Source organism: Chitinimonas lacunae (genome assembly GCF_042650885.1).
GTDB lineage: Bacteria > Pseudomonadota > Gammaproteobacteria > Burkholderiales > Chitinimonadaceae > Chitinimonas_A > Chitinimonas_A lacunae.
Window position 1 is genome coordinate 3,753,436 of sequence record NZ_JBHSBU010000001.1, and the last position, 21,099, is coordinate 3,774,534.

The following is a 21,099-nucleotide window of genomic DNA, read 5'->3' on the forward strand; positions in this document are numbered from 1 at the left end:
CCACGAAATTCAGTTGTTTTTCTCTATCGTTGCGGCTGCCGGTGGCAGGTCCCTGTCCCGGTTCCCAACTGACTGACAGCGTGACGGCCGCTTCTGCCGTTTCGGACAAAAGGACAAGGGCCATGAGGAAGAGGACATTTCTTGCCAGCCTGCTCGGGCTGGCGCTACTGGGCGCGTCGGGTTGGGCCGGCGCGGTAGAGACCGAGCTGGCAGGCCCAAGCGGCCGCTGGATGCTGCGCGAAGACGGTTCGGTCTGGATATTGGATGATGGCTACTTACTGAAGCGCCATGTGCAGCGCAGGATAGGCGATGGCTTTGTACAGATTGCTTCCACTGGGTACACGGTGATCGGCCTGCGTGAAGACGGGTCGGTGTGGGAATGGGGAGCGAGAACGGATAAGCAGCAAGATGGCGGCATCTTTCACCGTGTGATGGACCGGGTGGTAAAGATCGATGCCGCTAATGGCGTGGTGGCGATGCTGGGTCGCCAGGGCGAAGTCTGGGGAATGGGCGCGCTGAGCCTGAAGCCGGTGACTCGCCTGCCTGGTTCGTGCATGTATCAGTCGGAAGCGACCGGGCCCATCCTGATTGGGCGCGGCATGCGCGATATACGGGTCGGCAGTGACGGCATCATGGCGCTCGATACCCAGGGCAGCCTGTGGGCGATGCGGAGCTACGTCGTTCTCCCGAGCAGCTTCGACCTCATACCCCTTGGCTCAGCGCCGGGCGGTGTGCCGTGGCACGGTTTCGATCGCAGCGACCGCAGCAAGAATCGCTTGCAGTCCAGCGATGGAAGCTGGCACCTCTTCCCGACCGCCTCGTTTGAGTTTCCCTGTCGCACCACGAGCCCGTCCTGGGAGTCGACCCCGACGTCGGCACCGACCGATCCGGTGGCCAGCGTAATCCATGAGGGGGCTGTACTGTGGGAAGGTTCGGGACCTTTTTCTGGCCCCCATGTGTTTGCGCCGCCTTGCCTCAATCGGCCAGACCTGCCCGGATATCTGCGGCCCGAACAAATGAAGCAGGTTTGGTTGTCCAGTCATGGCTTTGTCGGACTGCGGCGCGATGGGCGAGTGTTCAGTTGCGGTCAGGCGGCCATCAACCCTGCACCGATTGACTCGGTGGAGCGGCCTATCCCCCTGGGCCGACGTTATCGAGCGGTCTACGCCGCGGAAGGCGATACGGCCCATACGCTGGCCCTGGACGAACAGGGCACTGTCTGGAGCTGGGGTATGGGTGGCGACGATGGCAGTCAGGGAGTGGTGCGCAGATCCCATTTCGAACTGACCAGGGTGGGCGATCATTTCCAGACCCTGGCCATCGTGCCTTATATGGCCAGTTCGGTCTTCAATGCCGGGATCAAGCGTGATGGCTCGCTGTGGTTCTGGGGAGGCCGCTCCCGGGATAACCGCTACCACGTGCAGCCGCTGACTCAGGTCGACCAGGAGCGCTATCGCGCGGTGATCGGCAGAAGCAACCAACTGCTGGCGCAGCGGGAAAATGGTCAGTGGTGGAGTTTGTCGACGTTTGAGTGGTCGTGGCGTACAGACGGCCAGCTACCTGCCTGGGAGCTTTTCCCCCTGCAAGGCTTTATCGATATTTTCCCCTCCGCCACTCTGGCGATTGGTGCAGATGGCCAGCTATGGACCTGGGGCTCCGATTCGGCCCAGTGGCTCGATGGCAAAGAGACTGAGGCTCCGCGTCCCTGGACCGAGCTGGGCGGTGAAGGGCCCTTTGCCAAGATTCTGGTTGCCAGCCAGAGATATATTGCCGTGCTGGGCAAGGATGGCCGGCTGTGGCTGTCTACCCGACCGAACCACGATCAGCCACGTGGCCAATTCGTCATGGTGGCAACGGATATCGTCGATCTCAAGCGGTTCGATACCCAACTTTATTTCTATAACCTCGATAGTCTGGTGGCGCTGAAACGTGATGGCAGCGTGCTGTTGTGGCCGGAAAGGACCAAGCCGTTTCAAGATACGCCGCAACTGCTGGCCCGCAATATCCGGAGTATGCAAGTCGGCGTTGATTTGAACTGGAAACGTTTGCTGTTGAACCACAACGATGGCGAATTGTGGGGCATGGGCAGCAATTTCCTGCACGAGCTTGGGGTAGGTGGACCGAAAGCGCTCTCTCAGCCGACCGAAATCGTCTTTGACCGGGAAGGCCAGCTTTCGGCCAATTCGGTGGGGGTACTGGCGCATCTGCGTCTGCATGGTCGCATCACACCGGCTGCAAGCGAGCTGGGCCGGCCGGGCCGCTACTTCGTCGGCGCGGCTTTGAAGGATGTGCCGGGGATCTTCTCCTACGACGGAGTAGGCTGGCACTACCAGCCCGACGGCAAGCCCTTGTCCCTGCCTGGTGCGACCACCCTGGCCGAGCGGCTGGTCGAGGTACTGAACGGCGTCGATGTGCAGACGCTGGCCGGGACGGAACTGTGGCTCGGTTATGGCCTGGGCGACAGCGAGGAGGCGGCACGGCAGGAGATGCTGGCCAGCGATCGCTGGCGGCCGGTGCATCGCCTGGAGTGACACCGACCGACAGTCGGACAATCGCCGGTGCGGCTGGGCTGCCCCGGCGATTTTTCATGGCTGTTTGGACGCGGTGTGGGGACCATCACATCCCCTGTGTCTTGGCCGCCAATTCGTCCAGACGCTCGGGTGGTGCCTCATGTTCGGCCAGTTCGGCCAGCCGGGCGCCGGTATCGCGCAGGCGGCGGGCCAGCAGGATGGCCAGATTGCGGTACAGCTTGGTTTCCAGCTCGGGCACGCGGTAGATGCTGCCACGGTCGAACACCAGGGCACGCACCCTGTCCTCGCTGACCACGGCCGCCGAGCGCGGGCCGAAATCGAGCAGGGCCAGCTCGCCAAAGCAGTCGCCCGGGCCGAAACGGGCCAGCCGCTGGCCGGCCCGGCTGACCTCGACATGGCCCGAGACCAGGATGAACAGCTCCCTGCCCGGATCGCCCTCATTGAACAGCCGGGTGCCCGGCGGATATTCGCGCACCACGCAGCAGCTCAGGAATTCGGCGGCTTCGCTCTTCTCGAAACCGGCGAACAGGCCGACGCAGGAAATCAGTCTTTGTACCAGTTGCTCGTTTTTCATGGCAGCAGGGCAAGAGGGTCACTCCACCATATGTAGCCCGGCCGCCCGGCTTCAGCCAAGCGTATCGAGCAGACGCTGATGGATGCCGCCAAAGCCGCCATTGCTCATCACCAGCACATGGTCGCCCGGTCGGGCGGCGCGCTTGATGGCAGCGATCAGAGTGTCGAGGTCGGTATGGGTCTGGGCACGCTCACCGAGCGGCTGCAGCGCTTCGGCCGGGTCCCAGCCGAGTTTGCCGGCGTAGCAGAACACCAGATCGGCCTCGTTGAGGCTTGGCGCGAGCTGGGCCTTCATGGTGCCGAGCTTCATGGTGTTGGAGCGCGGCTCCAGCACGGCCAGGATGCGCTCGGCGCCGACCTTCTGGCGCAGTCCTGCCACGGTGGTGGCAATGGCGGTCGGATGGTGGGCGAAGTCGTCGTAGACCGTGACGCCGTTGGCCATGCCACGTACTTCCATCCGCCGCTTGACGTTGCTGAAGCGCGCCAGGGCTTCGATGCCGACTGCCGGCGTCACGCCGACATGGCGGGCCGCGGCGAGCGCGGCGAGCGCGTTGCTGCGGTTGTGTTCGCCCAGCAGCGACCAGCGCAGCCAGCCCTCTGAGACGCCATCGAGCAGGACCTCGAAGCCGTCGCGGTCCCGCTGGCCGACCTGCCAGCCCTGCTCGCCGCCGAAGCGCTCGACTTCGCTCCAGCAGCCGCGCGCCAGCACGCGGTCGAGGCTGGCTTCGCGGCCGTTGGCGATGATCCGGCCGTTCGAGGGAACGGTGCGCACCAGATGGTGGAACTGGGTTTCGATCGCGGCGAGATCGGCAAAGATATCGGCGTGGTCGTATTCGAGATTGTTGAGTACCGCCGTGCGCGGCCGGTAATGGACGAATTTCGAGCGCTTGTCGAAAAAGGCGCTGTCGTATTCGTCGGCTTCGATCACAAAGAACGGGCTGACGCTGGCCGGGTCCTGACGCGGCGTGCCGGGCAGGCGGGCCGAGACGCCGAAGTCGCAGGCGACGCCGCCGATCAGAAAACCGGGAGCGAGGCCCGCGTAGTCGAGAATCCAGGCCAGCATCGAGCTGGTGGTGGTCTTGCCGTGAGTGCCGGCGACGGCCAGTACCCATTTGGGGTGGGGGCCATGGAGAATATTGTCGGCCAGCCACTGCGGGCCCGAGATATAGGGCAGGCCACGGTCGAGAATCGCTTCGATCAGCGGATTGCCGCGAGAGATGGCATTGCCGACCACATAGAGATCGGCGCCCAGATTGAGCTGGGACGGGTCCCAACCTTCGATCAGCGCGATACCGGCGGCTTCGAGCTGGGTGCTCATCGGTGGGTAGACATTGGCGTCGCAACCGGTGACGGTGTGGCCTGCGCGCTGGGCAAGCTGGGCAATGCCGCCCATAAAGGTGCCGCAGATGCCAAGAATATGGATATGCATGAAGAACCCGCCGGCAACGCCCGAAAGCCAATGCTCGGGCGATGCGTCTGTTAAGATGAAAAATCGCTTCCAGGGAATGTTCGTCCCATGAGCAGCTCGCCCACGCTGACGCCGACCGATATCGCCCGCATCGCTTTGAAGCGCCTGGCCGAACTGGGTTTGCCGCCCACTCCGGACAATTACGGCAGATTCTACAATGCCGTCGCCACCATCAAGACCCCGCAAGACAAGACCGACGTCGAACTGCGCAATGCCTACGCCATCCTGTTCCAGATTGCCGAAGTGGTCGACGAAGTCAGCGAGACGGCCGACCAGCTGCTGCTGGGGCTCGACCTTGGCAGTCGCCATATCCACGATTCGCTGCTGATACTGCGTTCAGGCCCGGCGGCCTCGGGGCTGGAGCAACTGGTCAATAGCCTGATCGGCTCGACCGACCAGGTCTACCGCACCGTCTCGGCCTCGCAGCGCGATTTGCAGGAATTGCGCGACGCTATCGAACGCATCCAGAGCGATCTTGACGTCAACCGCCAGACCATGGAGCGCGACCCCTTGACCGGGGCGCTCAACCGACAGGGGATGGAGCAGTTGCTGAACCGTGAGGTCAAGCGCAGCCACCGTACGGCGACGTCGCTGTGTCTGGCGATGATCGACCTCGACGATTTCAAGCAGGTCAACGACCGCTGGGGCCATCTGGTGGGCGACCATGTACTGATCCATTTCGTGCGGGTGGCCAAGGCGGTGCTGCGCGAAACCGATCTGCTGGTGCGCTATGGCGGTGAGGAATTCCTGCTGCTTTTGCCCGATACCGATCTCAACGGCGCCCACTTTCTGATCGACCGCTTACGTCAGGTCAATCTGCGCACCCCTTTTCATCATGACGACCAGACGATCGAAGTCCGGTTTTCTACCGGCCTCGCCCAACTGCGCCCCGATGAAAACGGCCATGGCCTGCTGGTACGCGCCGATGCTGCCATGTATCAGGCCAAGATGAATGGGCGGGATCAGGTGGTGCTGGCCAATTGATCCGAAAGATTTTGTCCCAATAAGATATTTTTCTTATATATGACGCTATCTGTCTTGCAGACGTTTTTCCTAAATTTTTAATGGATGATTCGTCTGCCTCTCCGGCCTTTCCCCACTTCCTTTCCAAGCCCCACCACTAGCTTTGATCGCCACGGCAGCGTCCTCGAGCAGGAGTTCGGCCACGTCGGCTCGATGGAGACGGTGACGAGTCGGGCCACTTGAAGCGCAAGTGACAGCGGCAGCGATTCCAACCGCTTTCAGTAATGCGGCAGCAACCAGCGGCCGGCGTCATCGACTAGCCCATAGCGGGTCTGACCGTCGACCAGCACGGCGATACGGGCCAGTCTGGCGGCGGGCCAGACGGTGACGTTCTGGACCAGATAGGGGCTGCGTTGCTGCGGTGGGGTCCAGTGGCCCGGCAGGGCGCCGGCGACGACGGCATGGCTGCCGATAAAGTCGCTGGCCGAGCGGTAGCGTGGCGGAATGGCCCAGCGACCGGTCGGGGTCAGATAGCCATAGCCCAGATGGGTGCGGGCCACTGCCAGGCCACTGGAGAACGGGCCGATCTCTTCGACGCCCTCGACCTGGACGCCCCGACCGTTCGGACTGAGCAGGGTGAGTTTGCCGTTTTCGTGCCGCACGGCGGCGACGCCTGCGCTAAACGGCTTGGCTTCCAGGAAGACGGCCGGTTGCAGCCAGCGTCCGGTGGTATCGAGCAGCCCCCAGCGTGGACCCAGGCGAACCCAGGCCGCGCCGGCATAAAACGGTTGGGCGGCGTCGAAACGCGGGGAAATGGCCAGCTTTCCCTGCCGATCGAGATAACCCCAGCGGCCTTGCCGCTCGACCGGGGTCAGTTCGGCCATCGGCAGCGGCGACTGGTAGGGCTCGGCACTGCGATACTGACTGGGCACGCGGCGGCCGCTTGGGTCGATGCGCTGACAAGGTATCGATTCCGGGGCCGGGCAGACTCGTGCCGAGCCGTCCTCCGCCAGGTCGCTGACTTCGCGGAACAGAAAGGGCAGCACCATTTCGCCACGGCGGTTGATCAGGCCGATATCGTGGATGCCGGGCTCGGGGCGGCGATGAAGGTTTTCCCAGGCAAGCGCGATCAGATTGGCCGGTGGCTCGGGCGTGAGCCAGCGGCCGTGCGGGTCGATCAGGCCGGGCAGGCTGTGTTGGCGCACCTGGGCAATCCGGCCGACAAAGGCGCCGGCTTCGTGGAATTGAGGCGGAATGCGCCACTGACCGTTTTCGTCGCGATAGCCAAGCCAAGGGGCGGTGGGGCCGACGTCGGGCAAGAGGCCGGCGCTCAATAGCGCGGTCGGCGGGATGTCGCTACATGAGCCGATCAGGCTGCCATCGCGGCGGGCGGCGCACCAGTGCTGATCGCGGCCCAGCCGGAGCAGGCCGTTATCGAGTTCGATCAGGCTGTGATAGTCGGGAGAAAGCCGCCAGCGACCCCGGCCGTCCATCAGGCCGCAGCGTGGTGCAGCGGACAGCCGGCGCAGCGGCTTGCTGGTGCCGCGCGCCATCAACAGCGGCGCCTGGCCTGCTACGCAGGCGACAAAGGCATCGGGCAGAAAAGGCCAGACGTCGCTCAATTCCTCGGCAAGCGCTGCCCGGTCCGGTTCGGTCGACAGGACCCGGTAACGTATTTCACCTGCCGCATTGGGGCGCGCTTCGGCGTAGACATGGTCAAGCAGCGGCCGCAGCCGGCCGGCGGCGGGGCTGCGCACGCTGATTTCGCCACGGTAGAGATGAAACAGGGCGTCGCCGCGGCTCGACAGCAGATTGAGCGTACCGCTGGGATCGCTCTGTTCCACCCGGCAGCAGGGCAATAGAGCCGGTGCGCTGCCATCGGCGGGGAATAGCCAGTGTTCGTCGTCGCGGCTCAGGATGACGTGGCGCCCCCAGGGTCGCAGCGTCCAGTCGCTGCCCAGCCGGGCGGTGACATTGCTGTGGCGCTGCTGGCCGCCCTGGTCGATCAGTTGCGGCTGTGCAAGGCTGCCGAGCGGTACGATCCGGGCCAGCCCATTGGCCCACGGTTCGGCCTGGGCGTATTGCGGGGCGATGCGCCATTGGCCGCGCGGATCGACATAGCCCCATAGCTCGCGCCGCTGCACGGTCTGTCCGGCGCTGTCGGGACGCGGCATATAAGCCATCACCCGGGCAGGCGCGAGCCCCTGCTCGAACGGGCCAAGTTCCAGCACCTGCTCGATCTGCCATGGTCCGGTCTGCGGGTAGTCGGTGGCGATCTGGATCAGTTGCCGGGTAATGCCATCGAGGATCTGCGGCGCCTGCGACGGGTCGAGCGGATTGAGGCTGATCCAGCGTCCAGCCGGTGAATTGTCGGTGGGACCCGAAGGCAGCGCCGAGCGGAAAGCCCAGGCGCTCTCGCGCTGCACCGGCATGGCGTCGCGCAGGGCGACACCCTGGAAGTTGCGGATCGGCCGCTGAGAAGGCGTGACGATGGTTTCGGGCTGGTTGAGATGCCAGGCGACGGCGCTGAGGCCCAACAGCACGACCAGACCGGCCAGCGGCCGGCGCAGCCGGCGGCGGGGCGGGGGATGGGTGTGCATATAGAGCCGGCCCATCAACACTCCTGCACCAGGCGAATGCCCAGCGGGCACGGCGCGCGGCAGCGGCTAAGCGATAAGGCGGCAAGGGCAGACATGGACCAGCTCCGCGACGAGGTCCAGCGCCAGTCCGGGCGCCGGCGGAAATGCCGATTGCAGCAGGACGCGCGGCAAAAGGCAAGAAAACAGCGCGCCTCAGCTACGCCAGAGCGTGACATAGCCGTTCCAGCCCACCTTGACGGCGAAATACAGAAACAGCAGCGCCGAGGCGATATGGCACCAGCGGCGCAGACGATTTCCCAGCAAAGAACCGCCGCGTGCCGCCAGCAAGGCAATGCTGACCGACCAGACGAAGCCGCCGACAAAAAAGCCGGTCAGGAACAAGGGCACCCGCGCCGCCTGCCCGGCCGTCGCTTCGGCGATCAGCCCGGCGCCGACGGCGGCAAACCATAGCAGGGAAGACGGTGAAGCCAGTGCCAGCATGGCACCACGGCGCAACAGCAACCAGTCGCTTGGCGGTGGGGTGTCGAGCGGCGGCGGGGCGGTTTCGGGCCGGCTGGCATCGAGCCAGGCTTCCCGCGTCATCCTGGCCGCCAGCCAGAGCAGCATCGTCGTGCCACCGAGCCAGATGGCCCATTGCACCCAACCATAGCGCAACAGCCAGGCGACCCCGGCGGCCGACAGCGCGGCATACAGCAGGTCGCCAAAGCACGAGCCCAAACCGACCAGAATCCCCGCCCGCGCCCCGCGCTTGATCGCACTGTCGATGATGGCGACGTTGACGATGCCGATGTCCAGACAGAGCGATAGCGACAGCAGAAAACCCGTAACAAAGATATCCATCGGCAAGGTCAGGCGGAAAACTGGCGATTGTAGCAGCGGGCCGCTGCCGTTGACGTGGCGGCCGGCGAGGGGATGAGCTGCTGGATCCGCTGACTATCCGGCACGAGGGGAGAAGCAGACATCGGCTTCTAGATCAGCCTCCACCTCCACCCACCCTTGCTTCAGTCCTGCGCGGTGGTGAGGAAGGAAATGGGCAACCATCCATGACGCCGCCTTGCTGTCCGGACCCGATGGCTAATGGCGTCCACTTGACGTCCGGACCAAACCCCAAGCCACCAAAATGGCCTCCATCGCCTCTGACCTCGTACGGTAGGTCAGGCCGTAGCCCCCCATTGCCTCCTTCACGTGCCGTGGTGAGAAAGGACAGGGAAGTGAGGAGGGACGCCTTTTTTTGACGAGAAAAATGGCGTCCTTAGGGTTTCTGCTCGTCCGATTCCAATGCTTTCGCCAGTACTTGCAGATCGGCCGGCAGCGCACGATCGGGATAGGCCCGGCGCAGTTGCTGCAAGGCCGTTCGCGCTTCGGCCGGGCGCTGCTCGCGCAGCAGGCGGCGGATCGTTTCGACGGCGGCTTCAAATGGCTCCGGCACAGAGGCGGTATCGGCCAGCGCAGGTTTGGCCGCCTCGCTCCCGGCTGCATTTACCCGTTCGGCGGCCCGACTGGCAGGTGCTTCGAGTTTCTTCAGCGCCGGACTGGGGGCGGCTGGAGGTGGCGGCGCGGCAGGTGCCGGGGCCGGTGCTGATTCGACCAGCGGCGCTGCTGGAGGGGCTGCCTGATCGGCCATCACAGCGCTGGGCGCTTCCGCCTGACTGTTCAACGACCGGGTCTCGGCCACTTTCGCTTTGTCTGATGCCACCGCTTTTCGATCAGCCTGCGGGGCTGGCAGGGCAAGCCCGCGTTGCGGCGCGGCGGCGGCTTCTGCTGGGGGCGGCGCTTCCTGGGCCGGTGCCGGCAGCGCTGCGGTTTCCTCGACAGCTTGAGGCAACGGCTCCATGGCCGAGGTTTCCGGCCGTGGTTGGAAGTCGAGCTGGAAGACGATGCCAACAGCAAGCAACAGGCTGGCAGCCAGTCCGACCGGTGCGAGCCAGCGCCGCCGCTGTGGCAGTGCCACGACTTTATTGCGGGCATTGGCGGCCACCGCCTCGTGGGCCGCAGCAAGGATGGCTGCGTCAAGTGCTGCCGGCGGTTGATCGTCGAGTTGGCGGAAAGCCGCGCGGACCTCGCGATCGTCGAGGTCGGGATCGAAGAAAGGTTCGCTTGGCTTATGCATCACTTCTGCTCCAGGCCATCAATGCCGTCTTGAGTTTGGAGACGGCGTAGCGCAAGCGGCTTTTGGCCGTTTCGGGCGAGACGCCGGTCAGGCGGGCGATCTCGTCGAGCGACATCTCGGCTTGTTCGCGCAGCAAGAACACCTCCCGCTGGACCGGCGGCAAGGCTTGCAGGGCGGCGGCAATCGCCGCGGCCGCCTGGCGGTCGGCCAGACGGGTCTCGGGACTGCGACCACCTGGGTCGGCTAGGCGGGACAGCGGGTCCTCCTCCGCCTCCGACTCGACCAGATCGGCCAGCAAAGCCGGCTCATGGAGCCGGATACGGTCGATCAGCTTGTTGCGGGCGATGCCGAACAGCCAAGTGCGGAATTGCGCGCTGGGCCGGTAGTCGGCCCGGGCACGGATCACGGCCAGCCAGGTTTCCTGGAACAGGTCGTCGATCCAGGCCGGTCGGGGCGACTGCCGGGCCAGAAAGCCGTACAGACCGCGCCGGTGGCGCTGATAGAGGGTATCGAAGGCCGCTGCATCGCCGGCGGCATAGGCCAGCATCAGGGCCTGATCGTCAGCCTCGTTGGCAGCAGGGCTTGAGCGAGCGAGGCGACGGCCGGGACTGGCGGAAGCGTCCATGTGTTCAAACGGCGCAGGTGGGGAAAACGGGTTGATCGGGCCGACGAAGCGTCGCTTGGTCAGCAGGGCAAACGGGCAAGCCGGTATGCCCGGAATAAGCCATGGTGTAGGGATATTTCATATTGATTTTATTTTGGTTTGTAATTCGCTACAGATCTTGAAGGCGTTTTGCGGAATATTTTCTATATAGGGCAATGCCCGCCATTCACCAGCTCACCCGCAATTCTCCGGGGGGCAACACCACATGACAGGCCAGCCTGGGCAAGGCCGGGGTATCGGGCAGGGTCGGCGCGCTGCGCTGGGCTTCGTCGAGCTGGCCACGGCGGGCCAGGACATTGCGTTCCTTGCCGCTCAACACCAATGGTCGGGCTTCGGCCGAAGCGGCGTGTTCGAGCCGGACCAGACAGGCGCCGCAGGTGCCCTGGCCGCAGCGCCAGTAGAGCGGCAGCAGGCCGTCGCGTGCCAGATCGCGCACGCAATCGATCAGTCTGCTGCCGGTTTCGGCCTCGACCCGCAGCGGCTCGACCATGCCGCCGCCCTGCAAAATCAGACGGGTGGTTTCCATCGCGGCGACGATCCCCCGATCGGCCCGCAGCGTCAAGGCTGTCGCGCTGGAATGCCGCTGTCCTGTGGTAAGCTGGCAAGCCCGCTTCGGCCGTTTCCGTCGCACCTGACTCTGCTTATGAACGCCAGCTTTCGTATTCTCCGGTTCGCCATCCTGGCGTTAGGTCTTGATGCTCTGGTATTGGCTGCGCCGGTGGACGATATCCGCGCTGCACGCGAGGCCTTCCGGCAGGGCAATCTGCACAAGCTTTCCGAACTGATCGAGCGTACCGATGGCGGTACGCTCGAACCTTATCCGCGCTACTGGCTGCTGTCGTCCCAGATCGACACTATGCCGACCGAGCGCATCGAAGAATTCCTCGAGCGTTATCAAGGCAGCTATCTGGCCGATCGGCTGCGCGGCGACTGGCTGCGCCAGCTCGGCCGGGTCGGCGACTGGGACCGCTTCGAGGCCGAATGGCCCAAGCTGGTCGGCTGGGAAGCCGGCAGCGATCTGCATTGCTACCGGCTGCAACTGTCCCAGGTGCGCAATGAACGGGCACGGTTTGCCGAGGCGCGCGCGCTGTGGTTTTCCCCCAAGCCCCTGCCCGAGCCGTGCGGCCCGGTATTCGAAGCGTTGTTCCAGCAAGGTCTGCTGACCCAGGACGACGCCTGGGGACGGGTCCGCCTGGCGCTACAGGCGGGTTCGGCCGACTTTGCCCTGCAACTGCTGCCCCGATTGCAACGGCCCGATGGCCTTACCGCCCGCAGTGTGCGAGAAGTCGCCGCCCAGCCCGACCGGGCACTGGCGCGCAACGACCTGAGCAGCCGTGGCGGCCGCGAGCTGGCGCTTTATGCGATCAGTCAGGCCGGCCGGCGCAATGTCGAATCGGGTCGGCAACTGCTTGAGCGGCTGGCGCCGCGGCTGCCTGAGGCCGACCGCCGCTATGCCTGGAGCCGGGTGGCCTGGCTGGCAGCCCGCAAACAGCATCCCGAGGCCCTGCTCTGGTATCGGCGCGGCCTCGATGAAGGGCTGGGGGTGGAAGAGCGGGAATGGCGCATCCGTGCGGCGCTGCGTGTCGGCGACTGGCGCGAGGTGGCGCAGCAGATCATGGCGCTGCCGGCCGATCGGCGCAGCGATCCTGCCTGGCGCTATTGGCTCGGGCGCACCCACAAGCACGCCGGCGAGACGCTCGAAGCCAACCGGCTGTTTGCCGAGCTGGCGGGCGAGCATCATTTCTATGGTCTGCTGGCGCGCGAGGAGCTGGGCACTTATGCCGACGCGAGCGTGGGCCGCTACCGGCCCAGCAGCGAGGAAATCCAGACCACCCGTCAGCTTCCCGGCGTCGCCCGGGCGCTGGCGCTCTATCAGATCGGCTGGCGGCTTGAGGCCGTGCGCGAATGGAACTGGGCCATGCGCAATCTGAACGACCGCCAGTTGCTGGCGGCAGCCGATCTGGCACGCCAGAGCGAGTGGTACGACCGGGCCATCTATGCCGCCGAACGTACCCGCGATATCCACGATTTCGGCCTGCGTTTCCTGGCGCCTTATCGCGAGGTGACCCAGCACTACGCACGCAGCCTCGACCTTGACGAAGCCTGGGTCTATGGCCTGATCCGCCAGGAAAGCCGTTTCATCTCGGTCGCCCGCTCTGGTGTCGGCGCCCAGGGCCTGATGCAACTGATGCCGGCGACGGCCGAGTGGGTGGCCAAACGGATCGGCCTGCGCAGCTTCCAGGCCGAGACGGTCAACGAGATCGGCACCAATGTGCAGCTCGGCACCTACTATCTGCGCCATGTGTTCGACACCCTGAGCAGCCAGCCGGTGCTGGCAACGGCCGCCTATAACGCCGGCCCCGGCCGTGCCCGCGCCTGGCAGGGGGGCCGGGCGATCGAAGGGGCGGTCTATGTCGAGACGATCCCGTTCAGCGAAACCCGTGACTATGTGAAAAAGGTCATGAGCAACGCCATCTACTACGCCCAGGCGTTCGGACGAGGCTCGACCTCGCTCAAGGCGCGTCTGGGCGTGGTGCCGGCACGCGGCAACGCGGCCGTCGAGGTGGTGATCGACAATCCTTCGGCAGCGCCTTCACTTGAGCCTTGATCCGACCTGGACGCCAAATCGGTATAACTGACTTTGGCGGGGTCGGACCGCTGCCGCGACAATGCAGTGCCAGCCGCCCTCGGGCGCTGGCAGAAGCAGTTGAACCGCCCGTCTTGCCATGGGCGGCCTGTCGTGATGGTGATGGTCTGATACAGGAGGAATGCAACGATGGATCAGAAGGAAGTCAATCTCAAAGCCTTCTTGAAGTTGATTCGTTACGCCGAGCATAAGCGGGAGGACAACGAGGTCTATACGATCATGTACGGCGGCGGCACCTTCAAGGACACCTCGACGCACCCCAACACCCTGGTGCGCAAATGGGGCAAAAGCTCGACGGCGGCCGGCGCTTACCAGATTCTGTACGGTAGCTGGGCCGAGGCCAAGAAACTGGGCATCGTCAACGATTTCTCACCCGATGCCCAGGATCGCTTCGCCATCTGGAAACTGAAGACCCGCGGCGCCTATCCCTTCGTGCTCGAGGGCGATGTCGAAAAAGCGGTGGAAAAGCTGCGCAAGGAATGGACCTCGCTGCCTGGTGCCAGCCAGTCGTCCTTTGTGATGAGCGATGCCAAGGCGCGCTTCCAGCGCTATGTCACCGAGTACAGCAAACCATGAGCGCCCGGTTTTCCTGCGGCAGAAAGCTGGGGCTGGCCGGTCTGCTACTTGCTGGCAGTATGGTCTGGGCCGACGGGCCGACCTTCAGCGAGCGTGAGGACCGGCTCCGCTGCGGCGAAGTCGAGCTGGTGGCCAAGAGCGACTGTGTGCTGCTCGACTCGGGCAAGCAGTGCCGACGCCAGACCCTGACCCTGCACGCCGATGGCAAGGAGAAAACCCTGCCCAACGACGGTCGGGCGGTCAAAAAGCAACTGGCCGGGCCGGGCAAGGTGCTCGATGGTTTCGTGACCGGCTGGGCCTGTATCAACTCAAGTAAGGGGACACCGTATCTGCTGCTGGCCTACAGCTGTAGTTTCGGCGAGGAGCGCGGTGCCTGTGCCCGGGGCGAGAAGGAATGGATGCGGCTGTTCTCGCTCGATGGCCGTCATCTGACGGCCGGGCTGTCGCGGCAGGATAAGCGGGCCGATGCCCTGTTCGATCGGCTCGGCTTGAGCGAAACGCTGGAAGCCGGGGTAAAGATGCAAGGTCTCGATCCCTGAGCCGTGTCCGTTCGACGGCGGGCGCCGCACCCTGCGGTGCCCGCAGCTATCAAGAATAAATACATCGGTAAGTCGAGGAGCGCGCCATGCCCATTTCTGCTTCCTCCCGGATCCTGGTGGTCGGTGGATCTGGCCTGATCGGTACTTCGCTGATCGAACGTCTGGTTGAATGCGGCTATCCCGTCACGGTGCCGACCCGCAACCGCGAACGCACCAAGAAACTGCTGCCCTTGCCCCGGGTCGAGCTGGTCGAGGCCGATGTCCACGACCCGGCCACCCTGGACCAGTTGCTGCCCGAACATGGTGCGGTGGTCAATCTGGTCGGGATCTTGCAGGGCTCGCCCGCCGCCTTCCGGCGCGCGCATGCCGAGTTGCCGGCCAAGCTGGTGAAAGCCTGTGCCCAGGCCGGTGTGCGGCGGCTGCTCCATGTGAGCGCGCTTGGGGCCGATCCATCCGGTCCGTCGCACTATCTGCGCAGCAAGGGCGAGGGTGAGCGGACGGTGCGCGATTCGACGCTCGATTGGACGGTATTCCGTCCTTCGCTGGTGGTGGCCGGTGAGGGCGGCTTCGTGCCCTTGCTGACGGGTCTGGTGCGGCGGCTGCCGCTGGTGCCGCTTGCCGGTGCGCATTCCCGCGTGCAGCCGGTCTGGATCGAGGATGTCAGCCGCGCGCTGCTGGCGGCGCTCCATCGCGATGAGCTGATCGGCCGTTCGCTCAATCTGGTCGGGCCGCGTGTCTACACCATGGCCGAGTTGACCCGCTATATCGGTGAACTCAGCGGCCACCCCCGCCCGGTGCTGGCACTGCCCGATCCGGCGGCCCGTCTGCTGGCGGCGCTGTTCAGCTTCCTCTCCAATCCGCCGCTGAGCGCCGACAACCTCGATTCCCTGACTGTCGACAATGTCGACCCGGCCGGCTTCCCTGCCGTGCTCGGTTGGGCACCGACCTGTCTGGAGGCGGTCGCTCCGGCCTATGTGGCCAATCTCACGCCGCGCGGCCGTTATCTGTCGCTGCGCCGCTCGGCCCATCGCTGAGACGGTCTGAACCGTCCTTTCAAATCCAAGGAGAAAAGATCTTGCTGCGTCTCATCATCGGCAATAAAGCGTATTCCTCGTGGTCGCTGCGGCCCTGGTTTCTGCTGCGGCAGGCGGGGATCGAATTCGAAGACCAGGTGGTGCCGCTCTATCAACCCGACAGCCGGGAAGCGCTGCTGCGCTATTCGCCCACCGGCAAGGTGCCCTGCCTGATCGATGGCGATCTGACGATCTGGGAATCCCTGGCCATTTGCGAATATGTGGCCGAACAGTTCCCGGAAAAACAGCTCTGGCCCGCCGACCGCGCCCTGCGCGCCGAAGCACGCGCGTACGCGAGCGAAATGCACGCCGGCTTTTTCGCGCTGCGCCAGCACTGCCCCTTCAATGCCCGCCGCCAGTTCGCGCCCCGTGAATGGCCGGCCGATGTGCAGAGCGATCTGGTGCGGATCGGCCAGATCTGGAGCGATCTGCGCCGCCGCCATCAGCACCTCGGACCGTTCCTCTATGGTCAGTTCTCGGTGGTCGATGCGATGTTCGTGCCGGTCGCCAGCCGCGCCCGAACCTATGCGCTGCCGCTGCCCGAACTGGCACAAGGCTACGCCGATATGCTGCTTGACCTGCCCGCCATGCGCGAATGGTACGCAGCCGGCGCGGCCGAGCCGTGGGTGGTGCCGGGCAGCGAGCCTTGATCGCTTGCGGCGGGTGAGTCCGGGATCGGCAGTGATGCGCCCTGCTTGGCATGTCTGAAAGCGTGAAATAGGTTATTAAAAAATCAGGAAAACTGTCCGCAAGTAGCTATGCGGTATTTGATTGAAAAATAAAAATAAACCTATAGATTAATGCCGGTCCTGAAACACCCGTCAACAGCCGGCTTACGTCTCAGGTTCGGAAAGCGTGGCAGAGTGGTTGATTGCGCCCCGCCTGAAAGCCGGCCCAGCCGGTGAGTAGACGGGGCGGTTGTCAGGCGGCAGCCTGGCAGCCCGTGCGTTCGAATCTCACCGTTTTCCCTCCTTCTCGAAGCAGTGTCTTGGCCGGCTGCCGTGTCTGGAATCGCTGCTGCGCACGCTGCCTGTAACGGATGCGTTGTGATCGTCGAGGTTAAGTAGCGGCCGGACGTGCAAAAGCCCTGGGTGACCAGGGCTTTTTGTTGAGGGCAGGGGAGAGGTCAGGCATTTTCCCCTCCCTCGCCAGCAGTGCTGCTTGGTCGGCTCGACGCCGATGTGCGGTGTCCGGACCCACTGACTCCACATTGGCTGGAAATGCGCTAGCCCTTGCTGTCGGTACGGAAGCGTCTGACCATTTCTTGCAGGCTTTCCGACTGCCGTTTGAGGTCGTCCACGGCCTTTTGCACCGCCTCGATCGAGCTGTGGTTGTCCTGGGCCATGATGCTGATGGTTTCCACGTTGCGGGCGATTTCGTTGGTGGCGGCAGATTGCTCCTCGGTGGCGCTGGCGATGGTGACGACTTCATCCACCATGGCCGAGACATTGCTGCGGATGGCGGCAATCGCCTCGGCCGCGCCGCGCGATTGCGAGACACCGCGATCGACCTGTTCCACCGCAGCATGGACGCCATCGACCGCAGCCCGGGTTTCACCCTGGATGGCGGCGATGGTCTGGCCGATCTCGCTGGTGGCGCTGGTGGTGCGTTCGGCGAGCTTGCGTACCTCGTCGGCCACCACCGCAAAGCCCCGTCCCATCTCGCCGGCGCGGGCGGCCTCGATGGCGGCGTTCAGCGCCAGCAGATTGGTCTGGTCGGCAATTTCCTTGATGGTATTGGCTACCTGACCGATATCGCGCGAACGGCTGTTGAGCCCTTCCATCATGCTGGTGAGCCGGTGCATGGTGGCGTTGATCTGGCTGATTTCCTCGGCGGTGCGATCGACCTGGGAAGCGGCCGTCGCCACCAGTTCATCGGTATGGCTGGCCTTGTTGCCGGCCGTCTGGGCATTGCCGGCGATATGGTCGATGCTGACCGTGACCTGTTCGGTTGCCGCGGCCGTGGCACTGGCTGCGTCGGCCTGGCGGGACGAGCGGTCCGTTACCTTATGCCCCAGCTTCTCCAGCTCGTCCGCTGCCGCATCGACGCCTTGCGCCTCGTGCTTGATCGATACCACCAGATCATGAATCCGGCTGACAAAGCGGTTGAAGGCATCGGAAATGCTGCCAATCTCGTCTTGCGACAGCACCGGCAAGCGGTGGGTCAGATCGCCCTCGCCCGAGGCCAGTTCGTCCATGGTGCGGGACAGCCGTTTGAGCGGCCGGGTGATACGCAGCAGCAGAGGCACCAGCACCAGCGCAAGCAGGCCAAGCCCCAGGGCGCTGACGCCGATAATCACCAGCACCAGCCGATGGGCGCTGGCCATCACCCGATCGAGCGGTGCGGCGACCAGCAATCCCCACGATTGGGCGGCCGGGCCGATCCGTACCGGTTTGACGAAATACAGGTATTGGCCGTCTTCGTAGGCGTAGGGCTTACCCGAGGCCACTGAAGCGAGCACGGCCTTTGGCAGGTCGTCGACGGGCTTGCCGAGCTTCTTGGTATCGGCATGGGTCACATAGACCCCGCCGTTTGACAGCAGCCGCACATAACCCGTCTCGTAGGGCCGCACATCGGACAGCATGTCTTGCAGCCCCGCCAGCAGATAGTCGGCCGTGGCGACCCCGAGCGTCTTGCCCTCATGGATGATGGGCAGGGTCAGGGTGGTCATGGCGGTGTCCTTGCCCAGCATCTGGTACAGATAAGGCTCGGTCACGAAAGGCTGGCCGGTCTTGAGTGGCTGGTAATACCAGTCGTTGCCTTCCTCTTTCTCATACCCCACCGTGACTTCGCCCTTGATGCTGCCGCTGCCGCGGTTCCACCAGATCAGGAAGCGGCCGGTGGCGTCGTGCATGTCGCGGCCGGCAAAGGCGGCGTCGTTGTTGTCAAAGCCGTTGGGTTCCCAGTAGGTCGAAGTGCCAAGCAGTTGCGGATTGTCTTCGAGCTGGCGGATGGCAATCCGATTGGCCAGCTCGCGGTCGGTGAGATTCTGTTGCTTGAGTGCCAGTACGGCCTGTCGCAGTGCGCGCACGGCGGCGAAGGAGCGGTCGAATTCGGTTTCGAGGCGGCTGGCGTAGAGGTCGGCGAATTGGCTGGCGCGGGCGCGGCCTTCCTGTTCGGCGGTCTGGCGGGCCAGCGAGGCGGTGGTCAGTGCCGCCACCAGAAAGGCAATACCGGCTACCCCAAGCACATAGGCCATGACCCGGACGGTTAGACTGCTGCGCTTTCGCATGATGGCTCCTCAATGCAATACGCCAAGACTGAGCAATAGTCTGCTTCAATCCAATAGTGCTATCCCAATATCGAACCTGATCGGAGCCAGGTCAACTTCGCTTTGTGGCTGAGCTGACCCAGATCAATTGATTGATCGAATGTTCAATTTCCAGGGGTTTCCGGCTGCGGTGGCGGGTTTTCGCGGCGGCGTTCGTCGCGCCGATCCGATTCGAACAGGCCTTCCAGTTCCTGCAAGGCATCGCGCGTGGTCTGGAGCAACTGGACCTCGTCGTGGAATACCGCCTGCTGCTTGGTCAGCAGCGCTTCATCATGACGGCGGAAGGCCGCCGTTGCCGCCGCGGCACGCTGTGGGTCGAGGCCCAGCCCGCACAGCACATGGCCGGCCAGATCGAGGCTGGCCAGGAAAGTCTCCCGCTCGGCCACTTCCACCCCCAGATCGATCAGCCGGTAATAGTGAAAACGGTTACGGGCGCGGGCATACACCTTGACCTGCGGGAAATGGCGTCGCACCAGCTCAGCAGTCTTGAGCGAAGTCTCGATATGGTCGATGGCCAGCACGAACACCTCTGCATGTTCCGTTCCCGCCGCGCGCAGCAGATCGAGTCGCGAGGCGTCGCCGTAGTAGACCTTATTGCCAAAGCGACGCACGAAATCGACCTGTTCGGGACTGGCGTCGAGCACGGTGGCGCCGAGGCCCTGGGCATGCAGCAGACGCACCACGATCTGGCCGAAACGGCCAAAACCTGCCACCACCACGCGCGGATGAGATTCGGCAATCGTGTCGAAGGCCCGCTCGGCCTGTGCTTCGAGCCGTGGCACCAGCCATTTTTCGTGCGCCAGCACCAGCAGCGGCGTCAGGGCCATCGACAGCGTCACGGCCATGGTGAGCAGATCGGCATGGGCCGGGCCGATCAGCCGGTAATCGGTCGCCACCGCAAACAGCACAAAGGCAAATTCCCCCCCTTGCGCCAGAAACACCGCAAGCCGCCGTGCCGAGCGCTCGTCGAGGCCGGCGCTGCGACCGATCACATACAGCGCAATCGCCTTGATTGCCATCAGTCCGACTGCCACGCCAAGCACCACCAGAGGCCGCTCCAGCAGTACCCCCAGATTGGCCGACATCCCGACGGCCACAAAGAACAGCCCCAGCAGCACGCCTTTGAACGGCTCGATACTGGCTTCGATCTCGTGTCGGTACTCCGACTCGGCCAGCAGCACCCCGGCCAGGAAAGCACCCAGTGACAGGCTGAGTCCTACTGCCTGCATCGCCCAGGCCATGCCGGTGACGACCAGCAGCGCGGCCATGGTGAAAATTTCCTGACTACCGGCCTCGGCTACCCGCTTGAGTGCTGGTCGCAACAGCCAATGACCCGCCAATACCGTGCCGATGACTACCGTCGCCGCGACCCACCAGGGCGGCCCTGAACGGGCGCCGGCGTCAGGCGCAATGACCGGCAGGAGCGCCAGCAAGGGAATGACCGCCAGATCCTGAAACAGCAAGACGGAAAACGCATCACGGCCGTGCCGGGTGGCCATCTGGTTCTTTTCGGTCAGCATCTGCAAGACAAAGGCAGTCGAGGATAGCGCCAGCACCAGCCCGACCACCCCCGCCGACAAGGGCGACATTCCGAGCCAAGCCGCCAGCAAGGCAAGCGGCACCGCTGACAACAGCACCTGCGCGCCACCCAGGCCAAACACCGCCCGGCGCAATACCCATAGCCGCGCCGGTTGCAGTTCCAGCCCGATCACGAACAACAGCAGCACCACACCAAATTCGGTCACATGCAAAATCGCCTCTGGCGCTTCGATCAGCTTGGCTCCCCACGGACCGATCGCCACGCCAGCCGCCAGATAACCCAACACCGAGGCCAACCCGAAACGCTTGAACAAGGGAACGGCGATCACCGCCGCGGCCAGCAATACCACCGATTGCGACAACAGGGACATGGAGAAACCTTTTCCGGCCGGCACACGCCGGCGATGCGGAAACATAGCACGTCAGTTGGCGTTCTGTTGGAAGGCCGGGGATGAGGGAAGAGGCGGATGGAAACTAAGCGGACAGATGGCTGCAAGATCAGTAGCCATGCTGGAGTGAAAATAAAGAGGTGTTTTTCAGGCGGC

16 protein-coding genes and 1 tRNA gene are annotated in these 21,099 nt (G+C 64.2%); 8 read left to right on the forward strand and 9 right to left on the reverse strand.

Going from position 1 to position 21,099, the window contains the following annotated elements; genetic code table 11:
- The first annotated feature begins 122 nt into the window (after positions 1–122).
- Entirely contained in the window at positions 123–2,531 is a 2,409-nt protein-coding gene (locus tag ACFOW7_RS16160; protein ID WP_378166175.1) for a hypothetical protein, read from the forward strand.
- 85 nt (positions 2,532–2,616) lie between these two features.
- On the opposite strand, the gene ACFOW7_RS16165 is transcribed toward ACFOW7_RS16160, so the two are convergent.
- Both ACFOW7_RS16165 and mpl read right to left on the reverse strand, forming a co-directional pair.
- On the reverse strand, positions 2,617–3,105 hold the full coding sequence (locus ACFOW7_RS16165; protein WP_378166177.1) for a Crp/Fnr family transcriptional regulator: 489 nt from the start codon (positions 3,103–3,105) through the stop codon (positions 2,617–2,619).
- Between the two features lie 51 nt (positions 3,106–3,156).
- A complete protein-coding gene (gene mpl / locus ACFOW7_RS16170; protein WP_378166179.1) occupies positions 3,157–4,533 on the reverse strand; it encodes a UDP-N-acetylmuramate:L-alanyl-gamma-D-glutamyl-meso-diaminopimelate ligase in 1,377 nt (458 codons plus the stop codon).
- An 87-nt stretch (positions 4,534–4,620) separates the two neighbouring features.
- Here mpl and ACFOW7_RS16175 point away from each other — a divergent pair, with 87 nt between their 5' ends.
- Positions 4,621–5,556: a GGDEF domain-containing protein gene (locus ACFOW7_RS16175; protein WP_378166181.1), complete on the forward strand. Its 936-nt coding sequence runs from the start codon at positions 4,621–4,623 to the stop codon at positions 5,554–5,556.
- Between the two features lie 257 nt (positions 5,557–5,813).
- Here ACFOW7_RS16175 and ACFOW7_RS16180 read toward each other — a convergent pair whose 3' ends face one another.
- The 5 genes from ACFOW7_RS16180 to ACFOW7_RS16200 form a co-directional block, all read right to left on the reverse strand.
- A complete protein-coding gene (locus ACFOW7_RS16180; protein ID WP_378166183.1) occupies positions 5,814–8,150 on the reverse strand; it encodes a WG repeat-containing protein in 2,337 nt (778 codons plus the stop codon).
- A 177-nt stretch (positions 8,151–8,327) separates the two neighbouring features.
- On the reverse strand, positions 8,328–8,975 hold the full coding sequence (locus tag ACFOW7_RS16185; RefSeq protein ID WP_378166185.1) for a LysE family translocator: 648 nt from the start codon (positions 8,973–8,975) through the stop codon (positions 8,328–8,330).
- 412 nt (positions 8,976–9,387) lie between these two features.
- Positions 9,388–10,245 carry a hypothetical protein gene (locus ACFOW7_RS16190; RefSeq protein ID WP_378166187.1) on the reverse strand — a complete coding sequence of 286 codons (858 nt, stop codon included), beginning with the start codon at positions 10,243–10,245 and terminating at the stop codon, positions 9,388–9,390.
- On the reverse strand, positions 10,238–10,870 hold the full coding sequence (locus tag ACFOW7_RS16195; RefSeq protein ID WP_378166189.1) for an RNA polymerase sigma factor: 633 nt from the start codon (positions 10,868–10,870) through the stop codon (positions 10,238–10,240). Before ACFOW7_RS16195 ends, ACFOW7_RS16190 begins: the two co-directional genes overlap by 8 nt.
- 205 nt (positions 10,871–11,075) lie before the next feature.
- Complete coding sequence (locus tag ACFOW7_RS16200) at positions 11,076–11,435, reverse strand: 2Fe-2S iron-sulfur cluster-binding protein (protein WP_378166191.1); 360 nt, start codon at positions 11,433–11,435, stop codon at positions 11,076–11,078.
- A 117-nt stretch (positions 11,436–11,552) separates the two neighbouring features.
- Here ACFOW7_RS16200 and ACFOW7_RS16205 point away from each other — a divergent pair, with 117 nt between their 5' ends.
- From ACFOW7_RS16205 to ACFOW7_RS16230, 6 genes are all read left to right on the forward strand, one after another.
- Positions 11,553–13,517 (forward strand): lytic transglycosylase domain-containing protein, encoded by a 1,965-nt coding sequence (locus tag ACFOW7_RS16205; protein ID WP_378166193.1) that lies wholly within the window; start codon positions 11,553–11,555, stop codon positions 13,515–13,517.
- Positions 13,518–13,685: 168 nt separating this feature from the next.
- Entirely contained in the window at positions 13,686–14,132 is a 447-nt protein-coding gene (locus ACFOW7_RS16210) for a glycoside hydrolase family 24 protein (protein WP_378166195.1), read from the forward strand.
- Positions 14,129–14,671, forward strand: coding sequence for a hypothetical protein (locus ACFOW7_RS16215; protein ID WP_378166197.1), 543 nt, complete (start codon positions 14,129–14,131; stop codon positions 14,669–14,671). The genes ACFOW7_RS16210 and ACFOW7_RS16215 overlap by 4 nt, the downstream gene beginning before the upstream one ends.
- Positions 14,672–14,757: 86 nt before the next feature.
- Positions 14,758–15,705 (forward strand): complex I NDUFA9 subunit family protein, encoded by a 948-nt coding sequence (locus ACFOW7_RS16220; RefSeq protein WP_378166199.1) that lies wholly within the window; start codon positions 14,758–14,760, stop codon positions 15,703–15,705.
- Positions 15,706–15,746: 41 nt separating this feature from the next.
- Entirely contained in the window at positions 15,747–16,394 is a 648-nt protein-coding gene (locus ACFOW7_RS16225) for a glutathione S-transferase family protein (RefSeq protein ID WP_378166201.1), read from the forward strand.
- Between the two features lie 199 nt (positions 16,395–16,593).
- Positions 16,594–16,712, forward strand: a tRNA-OTHER gene (locus ACFOW7_RS16230).
- Positions 16,713–16,969: 257 nt separating this feature from the next.
- On the opposite strand, the gene ACFOW7_RS16235 is transcribed toward ACFOW7_RS16230, so the two are convergent.
- Positions 16,970–18,976: a methyl-accepting chemotaxis protein gene (locus ACFOW7_RS16235; protein WP_378166203.1), complete on the reverse strand. Its 2,007-nt coding sequence runs from the start codon at positions 18,974–18,976 to the stop codon at positions 16,970–16,972.
- A gap of 143 nt (positions 18,977–19,119) precedes the next feature.
- Positions 19,120–20,925 carry a monovalent cation:proton antiporter-2 (CPA2) family protein gene (locus tag ACFOW7_RS16240; protein ID WP_378166205.1) on the reverse strand — a complete coding sequence of 602 codons (1,806 nt, stop codon included), beginning with the start codon at positions 20,923–20,925 and terminating at the stop codon, positions 19,120–19,122.
- Positions 20,926–21,099 lie beyond the last annotated feature (174 nt).

What these genes read in the sequence shown, in the direction of transcription:
- ACFOW7_RS16235 (WP_378166203.1), bottom strand. Translation starts at nt 18,976, where the DNA reads ATGCGAAAGCGCAGCAGTCTAACCGTCCGGGTCATGGCCTATGTGCTT.
- mpl (WP_378166179.1), bottom strand. Translation starts at nt 4,533, where the DNA reads ATGCATATCCATATTCTTGGCATCTGCGGCACCTTTATGGGCGGCATT.
- ACFOW7_RS16210 (WP_378166195.1), top strand. Translation starts at nt 13,686, where the DNA reads ATGGATCAGAAGGAAGTCAATCTCAAAGCCTTCTTGAAGTTGATTCGT.
- ACFOW7_RS16240 (WP_378166205.1), bottom strand. Translation starts at nt 20,925, where the DNA reads ATGTCCCTGTTGTCGCAATCGGTGGTATTGCTGGCCGCGGCGGTGATC.
- ACFOW7_RS16220 (WP_378166199.1), top strand. Translation starts at nt 14,758, where the DNA reads ATGCCCATTTCTGCTTCCTCCCGGATCCTGGTGGTCGGTGGATCTGGC.
- ACFOW7_RS16185 (WP_378166185.1), bottom strand. Translation starts at nt 8,975, where the DNA reads ATGGATATCTTTGTTACGGGTTTTCTGCTGTCGCTATCGCTCTGTCTG.
- ACFOW7_RS16175 (WP_378166181.1), top strand. Translation starts at nt 4,621, where the DNA reads ATGAGCAGCTCGCCCACGCTGACGCCGACCGATATCGCCCGCATCGCT.
- ACFOW7_RS16215 (WP_378166197.1), top strand. Translation starts at nt 14,129, where the DNA reads ATGAGCGCCCGGTTTTCCTGCGGCAGAAAGCTGGGGCTGGCCGGTCTG.
- ACFOW7_RS16200 (WP_378166191.1), bottom strand. Translation starts at nt 11,435, where the DNA reads ATGGAAACCACCCGTCTGATTTTGCAGGGCGGCGGCATGGTCGAGCCG.
- ACFOW7_RS16190 (WP_378166187.1), bottom strand. Translation starts at nt 10,245, where the DNA reads ATGCATAAGCCAAGCGAACCTTTCTTCGATCCCGACCTCGACGATCGC.
- ACFOW7_RS16195 (WP_378166189.1), bottom strand. Translation starts at nt 10,870, where the DNA reads ATGGACGCTTCCGCCAGTCCCGGCCGTCGCCTCGCTCGCTCAAGCCCT.
- ACFOW7_RS16180 (WP_378166183.1), bottom strand. Translation starts at nt 8,150, where the DNA reads ATGGGCCGGCTCTATATGCACACCCATCCCCCGCCCCGCCGCCGGCTG.
- ACFOW7_RS16160 (WP_378166175.1), top strand. Translation starts at nt 123, where the DNA reads ATGAGGAAGAGGACATTTCTTGCCAGCCTGCTCGGGCTGGCGCTACTG.
- ACFOW7_RS16205 (WP_378166193.1), top strand. Translation starts at nt 11,553, where the DNA reads ATGAACGCCAGCTTTCGTATTCTCCGGTTCGCCATCCTGGCGTTAGGT.
- ACFOW7_RS16165 (WP_378166177.1), bottom strand. Translation starts at nt 3,105, where the DNA reads ATGAAAAACGAGCAACTGGTACAAAGACTGATTTCCTGCGTCGGCCTG.